We start from the raw sequence: 10,358 nt of genomic DNA on the forward strand, positions 1-10,358 counted from the left end.
CCTTCTACCCCACCCCCGCATCCACCGCGTCCCTGGCAACCAGACTTGCGCTTCCAGCCTCCGTCACCCGGGCACTACGAACCCTGAACGCCACCGACCTGCGCGCGCTGGAACGCCTGAGTGACCTCGGCGCGGAACTCGACCCCGTCGACGCGGCCAGCCTCGACAAAGCCTTGCTACCCGGAGTTGACCGGCTGCGCGAGCGCGCGCTGGTCTACGGGCCCGATAGTGCGGTGCGGATCGCCCCCGGTACGCTTTCCGCGCTTCCCTCTGGCTGGCGGATGAGCGATGTGGCGCCAGAGGGGGTGCGAGGGGTCGTCGATAAGCTACCTGCCCAAGAGCGCAAGGTGCTCGAGACGCTTGCTGCGGCCGGTGGAGTGGGCACAACCAGGGCAGCCGCTGTCGACGCGGACCCGAACACCCCCGTTGCGCGCCTCATAGGCCAGGGACTACTCGTGCGCGAGAACGCGTCGACTGTGCGGCTGCCTCGACCGGTTCGCGACGTGTTGACCGGTAACGCACCGCGCGTCTACCCCGCTACCGAGCCGGCACTGCCGGCGGTGGAGCAGCGCGCGGTGGACGAAGCCGCAGCTGGTCAGGGCCTGGATGCGGTGCGCCAACTGCGCCAGCTGCTGACCTACCTGCTCGCCCAACCGGTCGCATTGAACAAAGACGCCACGGTCGGCGTGCGCGCGCTTGGCGCCATGACCAAGGATCTCGGCTTCGACCCGGCGTTCCTCATCACAGTCGGCGAGGCCGCGGGGCTGATCGGCCGCGGCAACGTTGACCCGGCGTCCGACGCCGACGCGCTTGCCGCCACGAAGGACGCGCTGACGTGGCTTGACGCAACGCTCGGCGACCAGTGGGCCATCCTCATGGTTGGTTGGGTCGCGTCGCCGTGGCGCGTGGACACCGGGCACAAGCTGCTCTCGAGCGAGATGCACGCGCCGGACCTGCGCCACGCGCGGATGACCATCCTTCGCGCAGCCGGCGACCGCGAGCGGTTGCTGTTTCAAGCGCCGATCGCCTCGTCAGGCATGCGCGACAGCCTGATCGCCGCCGTCGCTGCCGAGGCGGAAACGGTGGGAGCCCTGGCACTGGGTGGGTTATCCACCCCCGCGCAGGCACTTCTCAATGGCTCGGACGTCGCCGCCGCCGCCAAGGCGCTCGTTCCCGCCGAGGTGGACGCGGTGATCGCACAGGCCGATATGACCATCCTCGCCCCCGGCCCACTCACTGCCGACGCCGCCCGGATGATGGAGCGCTTCGCCACGCTGGAGTCCCCCGGTTTGGCCAGCGTGTGGCGGGTGACGGAGGCGTCAATACGCAAAGCCCTCGACAGCGGCGCGACCAGCGATGAGCTCCAGCGGTGGCTAGAAACCCACGTGATCGGTGAGGTGCCGCAAAACCTGCGCTTCCTGGTTGATGACGTCGCCCGCACGCACGGCTCCATCCGCGCAGGCGCCGCCATGAGTTACGTGCGCAGCAGCGACCCCACGCTCATTGCCACCGCCGCCGACCGCGTCGACCTGCGGGTGCTTGCGCCCACCGTCGCGGTGTCCGACCTCCCGCTGCCTCAGCTGATGGCGCAGCTGCGGAGCGCGGGGCTGCAGCCCACCGCCGAGGACGCTCGCGGCGCCGAGCTGAACATGGTGCCGGAGCCCTCCTTGGTACCCGCGACGCCGTCGACATTGCCGCGAGAGCGCCAGGTCGAGCCCGCCCAGGTGGAACGGATCGTGAGCGTACTGCTTACCGACGCCGCACGAAACGACGAGGCAACCGGCACCCAGACCACCGACGCCGGCGCTGACACCATCGAAGTGCTGCGCGCGGCTGCCCGCGCACGGCGCCACGTCTCCCTCGGCTACGTGGACAAGAACGGCCGCGGCCAGGTTATGACGGTGCTGCCGCTTTCCGTCGGCGGGGGCCAGGTGGACGTGCTCGACGAGGCAACCGACCGCGTCGTGCGCATCGCCCTGCCCCGCATCACCCGGGCGGTGCTGGCATAGGAAGACCCGCCCCAAGCAGGTCGCTAGGAGCGGGAGCAAAGTGACAAGGGGCGTACAGCCAACTCAAATGGTCGGCTCAGTAGGGAGGTTAAGGTGGTCTACGCAACCCGGCAACCGCTGGCGCACGATCATAATCACACACATATACTCAGTGGTTTAGTAAGTCACCTATCTATCCCTAAGGAAGTTCCCGTGAAAAAGACAGCAAGTGTGTTCGCAACGTCCCTCGCCGCCGTCTCCCTTGCGGCTTGCGCTGGCGCCGACATCGACGGCGACTACACCGGCACCGTTACCGAAGACGGCATCACCGCGCAGATGGATCTCACTGTCGCAGATGATGTTTGCCAGTTCTCCATGACCGCGCCAATCGTTGGCGAGATGCCGTACTCCTGCGAGATCGACAAGAGCAACAACGTCATCATCCTCGATGGCGAGGAGATCAACTACACGGTCGACGGCGATTCCATCGTCATGGAGACCCTCGAGGACGAAGAAGACGTCGTCCTGAAGAAGGTCTCCAAGTAGCACCCGGCTAGCGGGTCACCTGCTCCAGCACCTCAAGCACGTGGTGGTACTCCTCGCCGGTGGCTCGCGTCATGCCCAGCTCGCAGGTGCGGTTACAGGACGCGTGCACATCGCTGTCCAAGCGCTCAACATCGCGAGCCTCCATCGTGGTCGCCGCATCCGTCAGTTCCGGGTGGAGCATGCCTCGGTCACCGGCGTAGCCGCAGCAACCCCAGCTCGTCGGCACGCGCACCTCGGTTGCAGCCGCCGCGGCCACCTTCTCCAAATCAGCTTGGATTCCCAGATGCGTCGTGGAGCAGGTCGGGTGCAGCGTGATGGATTCGACCTTGTCACCGGCCGGCAGCGCGTCCAACATGTGCTCGGCAACGAAGGTTACGGCGTCGATGACGTCGATGCCGATCTCGGCCGCGATGTCCATCATCCCGTGGGTGCAGCTGGCGGCATCCATCACCACCGGCAACCGTCCCCCGCCCGTGGCGCGAAGGAGCGAGGTCTGTACACGCGCCTCAAGCGCAGCATGGCCAGAGCGCATGCCCTTGGACGTCCACGGAGTGCCGCAGCACAGCGAGTCAATATCGTCGGGAACGATGAGCGCAACCCCGGCGCGTTCCGCGAGTCGCACGAACGCCTCGGTCGCGCCGACGCCTTCGCCTTGCGGGCCGAACATCGAGTTCACGCACGCCGGAACGAAAACGGCGCTGGGTTTGGCGAACCGGTCCCCCACCACCGGGCCCAGCTTCGATCGGGTGCGTCCACCCTTGCCCAACTCCGGCTGGTACTGCGGCACGGTGTCGGCACCGGCGAGCGCGCGGGCGACGTCGGTCACCTTCTGCACCAGCTTGGTGGGAAGGTAGTACGCGCCGGTGAGGGCTGCTGACGCGGCGGTGTTGGCCGGACCCCACACCTTCGCCGCGGTGGTCCAACCGGCGGTTTCCACAGCGCCGGCTTCTTCGGCGCGCAGGTGTTTGATGAATTTGCCGGTGTCAATGCCAACCGGGCATGCGGTGACGCACAAAGAGTCGACGGCGCACGTGTCGATCCCCTCGTATTGGTAATCCTGGTCGATGGCGCTGACGGTGCCCAGGTCGCCGTCGGCAAGCGCCTGAGCCCTGGCGCGACGCACCACGATGCGCTGGCGCGGCGTCATGGTGAGATCGCGGGACGGGCACACGGGTTCGCAGTAGCCGCACTCGACGCACGGGTCGATCTCGTCTTCAACCTGGGGGTTGAGCTTGAAGTTCTTCATGTGCTCGCGGTCGTCGTCGGTGATGATCACGCCAGGGTTCATCACGCCGCGCGGGTCGGCAGCACGCTTGAGCTCGACCATGACCTGGTAAAGCTCGTCGCCGTACTGGCGGCGGACGTACGGCGCCATGACGCGGCCCGTGCCGTGCTCCGCCTTCAGGTTGCCGCCGGCGCTGAGGACAAGGTCGACCATCGCCTCGTTGAACCCGTCGTAGCGCTTCAAGTTTTCGTCGCCCTCGAAGCGGTCGGTGATGAGGAAGTGGATGTTGCCGTCCTTGGCGTGGCCGAAAATGACGGCGTCGTCGTAGGCGTACTCGGTGAACAGGGTCTGCAGCCCGCCGCAGGTGTCGGCCAAGTCCGCGACCGGCACGGCGATGTCTTCCAGCAGCGCGGTGGTTCCGGACGGGCGGGCCTCGGCCACCTGGGCGTAGAGGCCTTTGCGGAAGGCCCACGCCTTGGCGGCTTCGCGGGCGTCGGTGGAGAACGCCGCGGGGGTCTGCAGGTCAAACTCGGTAAGCAGCTTCGCGCCCACCTGCTCGTACTCGCGCAGCTGCTCGGCGTCGTTCGCGTGGTATTCGATCAAAAGCGCGGCCTGCCCGTCGAGCTCGAAGCCGGTGATCTGCTCGGGCACGGTGTCGAACGAGCGGCCTACCTTGATGGAGCGCGAGTCCATCAGCTCCAGCGTCGCCGCGTGCGAGTCGAAAAGCGCGGGCAGGGAGCGCGTCGCCGCGTCGATAGTTGGGTAGACCGCGATGGTCGTCGTCTTAAGCTTCGGCACCTCGATGGTGCGAAGCGTCGCCTCCGCGATAAACGCCAGCGTGCCCTCAGACGCGACCAGCAAGTGCATGAAGATTTCCAGGGGCGGGTCGTAGTCCAAGAACGCGTTGAGGCTGTAGCCCATCGTGTTTTTCAGCGCGAAGTGACGCTCGATGGTGGCGACGGACTCGGCGTTGCCGCGCACGCGGCGCTTCAGGCGCTCGATCGTTGCCGTAAGTTCCGGCTCCGCCTGCGCGAACTGCACCTCCGCGTCGGCGTCGGCGGTGTTGATCACCGTGCCCGACGGCAAGACAAAGGTGAGCGATTCGATCGTGTTGTACGTGTTGAACTTCGTGCCGCACGCCATACCGGAGGAGTTGTTGGCAATCACGCCGCCCATCGTCGCCGCGCCCTCTGAGGCCGGGTCGGGGCCGATCTTGCGCCCGTAGGGGGCAAGGTACGCGTTGACCTGGCGCACCGTCGATCCCGGCTGGACGCGCACCCGGTTGCCGCCGTCGAGAACGGTGACGCCGCGGAAGTGCTTGCGAACGTCGACAAGCAACCCGCTCCCGCCTGCCTGACCCGACAGCGACGTGCCTCCGGAGCGAAGCACTACCGTGCGGCCCGAAGCCGCTGCAGCGCGAAACGCTGCTGCCACGTCGTTCGCACTGCGCGCCTCGACCACCGCATCCGGGGTGTACAGGAAGTGCGACGCGTCGTGGGCGTACTTGATGCGGTCGATCGGGCGGGTGGTAATCGCCTCGCTCGATCCGAGTTCGCGGGTGAGGTGCTCCACCGGGGAAGAAATTGTGGCTGTCATAGACCCATGCTAGCCCCCGGCCCCGCTGCTACCTTCGATCGCAAGGAGGATGAAAAGTGACCACAATCGAAATTCGGGACCTTCGCAAGCGCTTCGGCAGTGTCCAAGCCCTCGACGGCATGAGCTTTAGCGTGCGCGACGGCGAAATCTACGGCTTCGTCGGCTCTAACGGCGCGGGCAAATCAACCACCATGCGCATCGCACTCGGTGTGCTGGAGGCGGATTCGGGCGAGGTGCTGCTGGACGGGCAGCTGCTTGACGACGACCTGCGGCGCCGCATCGGCTACATGCCCGAGGAGCGCGGCCTCTACGGCAAGGAAAAGATCCTCGACCAGCTCGTTTTCTTGGCCAAGCTGCACGGCGTTGACGGCGCGGCCGCCGTTAAACGCGGCACAGCGCTGCTGGAGGAACTCGGCCTCGGCGAGCGCCTGAACGACAAATTGGACGACTTGTCGCTGGGCAACCAGCAGCGCGTCCAACTCGCCGCGAGCCTGATCCACGACCCGGAGATTTTGATCCTCGACGAGCCGTTTTCCGGCCTCGACCCCGTTGCCGTCGACGTGATGAGCACAATGCTCACGGACCGCGCCCGAGCCGGTGTGCCGGTGATCTTCTCGTCCCACCAGCTCGACTTGGTGCAGCGCCTGTGCGACCGCGTCGGCATTGTCACCCGCGGCCGCATGGTCGCCGAAGGCACCGTGGACGAGCTTCGCAGCCAGGGCCCGGTGCGCTACAGGGTGGGCACGCAAACCGCAGGTTGGTTGCCGGAGGGCACCACGCTTATCGACGCCACCCCCACCCACACCACCGTCGAAACCCAAAGCACCGACGAGGACCAGAAAATCCTCCGCGCCGCGCTGTCCGCCGGCCCGGTGCACGAGTTCACCCGCGTCGTGCCTGACCTGGCCGACCTGTTCAAGGAGGTAGTGAAGTAGATGGCTACGCAGAACGCGTACTCCCCCATGCACACGATCACGACGACGGCCGCGCGCGAGATCCAGATCCTGTTCCGCAAAAAGAGCGTGATCATCACGCTTTCGATCATGCTGCTCGCGATCGTTGCCCTGATCGGCTTCGGCACGTGGCAGAAGGAGAAGGACGACACCGCCGACGCCACCTCGGTCGCCGCGGTCGGGCTCGAGGAATCGCTTCTCGACGACGCCGGTTACGACGGCCGAGCCGCCACAAATAGGGACGAGGCGGCTCAGTTGGTGCGTGACGGCGACGTGGAAGCCGCCGTCGTGGTCGACGGCGGGACTTGGCAGGTGATCTCGGACGGGATGCCGAAGAGCAGCATCCTGAGCGGCGTCGAGACCATGGCGGAAAACTACGCGCGCGCAGAGGCGCTCTCCGCGCTCGGACTCACCGCCGAGCAGTACGAGGCGGCGAAGCCGTCTGTTGATGTCGTCCCAGTCGACATCAACGACACGGACGGCGAGCAGACCGAGAAGAATTTCGTCCGCCTCATCACCGCGTTTGCGGCACTCATGATGGTCATTTTCACCGTGATCACGTTCGCGGCGCAGGTGGGCAGCCGCGTGACCGAGGAGAAGTCCTCCCGAGTGGTTGAGCTCATCTTGGCCACCGTGCGCCCCATCGACTTCCTCGCCGGGAAACTCTTGGGCACGGTGCTCTACGGGTTCGTCGCCACCGCCCTGCTCTTCATCGTTGCCGCACTGGGACTTCGCTGGTCCGGGCTTGTGGACGGCATCGAATTCGACTGGTCGATTTTCCCAGTCCTCCTCGTCGCGTGGCTGTTGGCCATGCTCTTCTTCGGCGGCCTCTACGCCGCCGCCGGCGCGATGGTGCAGCGCACCGAGGACTTGCAATCCACCCAGATGCCGATTCTGCTGCTCCTCATGGCCGCCGCCTATATCCCGGGCTTCGGCTGGATGAGCACGGACACCACCTGGATGCAGGTGATGAGCTGGATCCCGCCGTTTTCCATCTTCGCCGCGCCCCTGTCATACGCCGCCGGTGACTTTTCCGCCGCGCAGCTTGCCGGCTCGCTTGCCTTGGCCGCGCTCGCAACAGCGCTGGTGATGTGGGCCGCCGCACGGATTTACAAGCGCACGATTTTGAACAACGGACGCGTGAGCAAGTGGTCCGAGGTGCTGCGCAGGGGCTAGGTCAACCAAGCTAGCGCGCACGCGCCTCAGCAATAAACCGCTCGACGTCGAACTCGGCGTCGAGTTCGCCTTGCTGCACCGCAACGCCGAGCGCGTCGAACTTGCGCTCCCGCTCCTCCACCAGCCGCAGCCCCTCGCGCAGAACTTCACTCGCGGAGGCGTAACGCCCGTCCTGGATGAGCTGGGCGATGAGCTTGTCGTAGCGGTCGCCGAGTACAACTGAAGTGTTCTTAGCCATAACCGGCACGCTACCAACATGCAAGGAGATACTGGCATGGCTTACGGCGACGGCCCTCTTATTGTCCAGTCCGACAAAACCGTCCTGCTCGAGGTCGCGCACCTCGACGCCGCCAAGGCCCGCGCAGCGCTTGCCCCCTTCGCCGAGCTCGAGCGCGCCCCAGAGCACATCCACACCTACCGCATCACCCCGCTCGCTTTGTGGAACGCCCGCGCCGCCGGCTTCGACGCAGAACAGGCAGTGGACACGCTCGAGCGCTACTCGCGGTTCCCCGTTCCGCAGGCATTGCTTATCGACGTCGCCGAAACCATGGCCCGCTACGGCCGATTAAAGCTGGTGAAGCATCCCGCCCACGGTCTCATCCTGGAGGCCGACGACCCCGCCATCCTCACCGAGGTCTTGCGCAGCAAGAAGATCGTCCCGCTCACTGGCGCACCAATCGACGAACTCACCGCACCCGTGCACCCGTCCGCCCGCGGCCAGATCAAGCAGGAGCTGATCAAGCTGGGGTGGCCGGTGGAGGACCTCGCGGGCTACGTCGACGGTGAGCACCACCCCATCGAGTTGAACCACGACGGCTGGCAGCTGCGCGACTACCAGCAGTACGCCGCCGAGTCCTTCTGGGAGGGCGGCTCCGGCGTGGTCGTGTTGCCTTGCGGCGCGGGCAAAACCATCGTTGGCGCGGCCTCCATGGCGCAGGCGCAGACCACCACGTTAATCCTGGTCACCAACACCGTTGCCGGCAGGCAGTGGCGCGACGAGCTTCTGCGCCGCACCACGCTGACGCCGCAGGAGATCGGCGAGTACTCAGGCGAGCGCAAAGAGATCCGCCCGGTCACCATCGCCACCTACCAGGTGGTCACCCGCAAGACGAAGGGCGAGTACAAGGCGCTCGAGCTGTTTGACTCCCGCGACTGGGGCCTCATTATTTATGACGAAGTCCACCTCCTGCCCGCGCCAGTCTTCCGCATGGCCGCCGACCTGCAGTCGCGCCGCCGCTTGGGGCTCACGGCCACCCTGGTTCGCGAGGACGGCCGCGAGGACGACGTCTTCTCGCTTATCGGGCCGAAGCGCTACGACGCCCCGTGGAAAGAACTCGAGATGGCCGGCTACATCGCCACCGCCGAGTGCGTCGAGGTGCGCACATCGCTGACCGAGGAAGAACGCCTGCTCTACGCCACCGCCGAAACTCGGGAACGATACCGCCTCGCCGCGTGCAGCTCGCGCAAGATGGACGCCCTCCGCCGCATCCTCGACACCCACGAGGGCGAACCCACGCTCATCATCGGCGCCTTCGTTGACCAGCTGGAGGAAATCGCCGAGGCGTTATCCGCGCCGCTCGTCACAGGCTCCACTACCACGAAGCAGCGTGAGGAGGCATTCGCTGCTTTCCGACGAGGCGACATCTCCACCCTCGTCGTCTCCAAAGTTGCCAACTTCTCGATCGACCTGCCGGGGGCCGCCCTCGGCATCCAGGTCTCCGGCACCTTCGGCTCCCGTCAAGAGGAGGCACAGCGCCTCGGGCGCCTCCTGCGACCCAAGGCGGACGGAGCGGAAGCTACCTTCTACACCATCGTCGCCCGCGACACCCTCGACGCCGAGTACGCCGCCCGCCGCCAGCGCTTCCTCGCCGAGCAAGGCTACGCCTACCGTCTGGTGAGTGCCGACGACCTTTAGACTGGCTCCCATGAGCGAGATGAAGGTGTTCAAGTTCGACGTCGACGAGGCCTACGCCAAGCAGCACAACGAAATGCTGCGCAACACGAAGTACCTTGTCATCTCCGGCGTCGCACTCTTCATCATCTCCCTGGCCGCAGCCGCCGCAGTTTGGTTCCTCGTCGACCCATCCTCCCCTTGGCACATCCTCGGCTCCATCGGCCTCGCACTTTTCGGCGTCATGATGCTCATTGTCGCGCTCGCGATTCCCCGCAGCGTGGGCAAGGTGCAGCAGCTTTACGACGCCCACCCCCTCTCCCCCGCCATCATCACCGAAAACCACGGCACGGCGGTGACCCTTACCGCCCTCGTCAACGCCAACGTCGACCCCGACTTGCCGCCGCGCTGGGCCCTCACCTCCCTCGTGACCAAGCCGATCCCCGGCGCCCACGACACCACCGGCACAAAAATTCCCGTCACCGCCGTCGGCGCCCAGCAGTCCGTTCATGACAAGGCCCACTGGCAGGTCATCACACCCATGCCGATCGCTTGGGCCACCCCGGACCCCGACGTTGTTACCCAAGCCCGGACCTCCATCCCTCACCGTCAGTGGCAAACCCTTGAGCACGCCGCGAAGGATAGTGAGCTTGTCGAGGCCTCAAAGAAGACCCTCCAGCTCCTCTAGCCCCTCTCGTTCCCCAGCCCGCTGGCCCGCTCCTCCGCCCCTCCGCCGCCGCCGTCCGTGCGACTCGCTAATAGCGGGTATCTCGGCGACAGTTGTGTGTTTCCGCAGGTCGCGTTGCGCGGTCGTGGGAGTTACCCGCTATCAGTGGTTGTGGCCTGTAGCTCCCAGGGTTTCAGTGTGTCAACGACAGGGGGTTTTGCACCTACCGATGAGGCTGTTTGTCGTCGGGAGCTACAGGGCGCGGCGCGTGCGTCGCCCGTGTCACTGCCGCCTATGTGCCGGGAGCGCCCCGATA

8 protein-coding genes are annotated in these 10,358 nt (G+C 66.0%); 6 read left to right on the forward strand and 2 right to left on the reverse strand.

Annotation, left to right across the window (positions count from 1 at the left end; genetic code table 11):
- Both V6D40_RS10805 and V6D40_RS10810 read left to right on the forward strand, forming a co-directional pair.
- Positions 1-2,009, forward strand: a 2,009-nt coding sequence (locus V6D40_RS10805) for a helicase-associated domain-containing protein (RefSeq protein ID WP_334290370.1), incomplete at its 5' end; no start/stop codon positions are given.
- A 192-nt stretch (positions 2,010-2,201) separates the two neighbouring features.
- On the forward strand, positions 2,202-2,534 hold the full coding sequence (locus V6D40_RS10810) for a hypothetical protein (RefSeq protein WP_334290371.1): 333 nt from the start codon (positions 2,202-2,204) through the stop codon (positions 2,532-2,534).
- A gap of 7 nt (positions 2,535-2,541) precedes the next feature.
- Here V6D40_RS10810 and V6D40_RS10815 read toward each other — a convergent pair whose 3' ends face one another.
- A complete protein-coding gene (locus V6D40_RS10815; protein WP_334290372.1) occupies positions 2,542-5,355 on the reverse strand; it encodes an FAD-binding and (Fe-S)-binding domain-containing protein in 2,814 nt (937 codons plus the stop codon).
- A 56-nt stretch (positions 5,356-5,411) separates the two neighbouring features.
- Here V6D40_RS10815 and V6D40_RS10820 point away from each other — a divergent pair, with 56 nt between their 5' ends.
- Both V6D40_RS10820 and V6D40_RS10825 read left to right on the forward strand, forming a co-directional pair.
- Positions 5,412-6,290, forward strand: a complete 879-nt coding sequence (locus V6D40_RS10820; RefSeq protein ID WP_334290373.1) for an ABC transporter ATP-binding protein — start codon at positions 5,412-5,414, stop codon at positions 6,288-6,290.
- Positions 6,291-7,484, forward strand: coding sequence for an ABC transporter permease (locus tag V6D40_RS10825; protein ID WP_334290374.1), 1,194 nt, complete (start codon positions 6,291-6,293; stop codon positions 7,482-7,484).
- A gap of 10 nt (positions 7,485-7,494) precedes the next feature.
- Here the strand turns inward: V6D40_RS10825 and V6D40_RS10830 are convergent, their stop codons facing one another.
- Positions 7,495-7,722, reverse strand: a complete 228-nt coding sequence (locus V6D40_RS10830; protein ID WP_334290375.1) for a type II toxin-antitoxin system ParD family antitoxin — start codon at positions 7,720-7,722, stop codon at positions 7,495-7,497.
- Between the two features lie 36 nt (positions 7,723-7,758).
- Here V6D40_RS10830 and V6D40_RS10835 point away from each other — a divergent pair, with 36 nt between their 5' ends.
- Together V6D40_RS10835 and V6D40_RS10840 are read left to right on the forward strand one after the other, a co-directional pair.
- On the forward strand, positions 7,759-9,399 hold the full coding sequence (locus tag V6D40_RS10835; protein WP_334290376.1) for a DNA repair helicase XPB: 1,641 nt from the start codon (positions 7,759-7,761) through the stop codon (positions 9,397-9,399).
- Between the two features lie 10 nt (positions 9,400-9,409).
- Positions 9,410-10,063, forward strand: coding sequence for a DUF3239 domain-containing protein (locus V6D40_RS10840; protein ID WP_334290377.1), 654 nt, complete (start codon positions 9,410-9,412; stop codon positions 10,061-10,063).
- Positions 10,064-10,358 lie beyond the last annotated feature (295 nt).

Origin of the sequence: Corynebacterium sp. Marseille-Q4381 (assembly GCF_036881695.1) — a bacterium.
In the GTDB taxonomy this organism is placed as follows: domain Bacteria; phylum Actinomycetota; class Actinomycetes; order Mycobacteriales; family Mycobacteriaceae; genus Corynebacterium.

Coding starts and splice junctions, on each gene's coding strand:
- V6D40_RS10835 (WP_334290376.1), top strand. CDS start 7,759: ATGGCTTACGGCGACGGCCCTCTTATTGTCCAGTCCGACAAAACCGTC.
- V6D40_RS10830 (WP_334290375.1), bottom strand. CDS start 7,722: ATGGCTAAGAACACTTCAGTTGTACTCGGCGACCGCTACGACAAGCTC.
- V6D40_RS10840 (WP_334290377.1), top strand. CDS start 9,410: ATGAGCGAGATGAAGGTGTTCAAGTTCGACGTCGACGAGGCCTACGCC.
- V6D40_RS10815 (WP_334290372.1), bottom strand. CDS start 5,355: ATGACAGCCACAATTTCTTCCCCGGTGGAGCACCTCACCCGCGAACTC.
- V6D40_RS10825 (WP_334290374.1), top strand. CDS start 6,291: ATGGCTACGCAGAACGCGTACTCCCCCATGCACACGATCACGACGACG.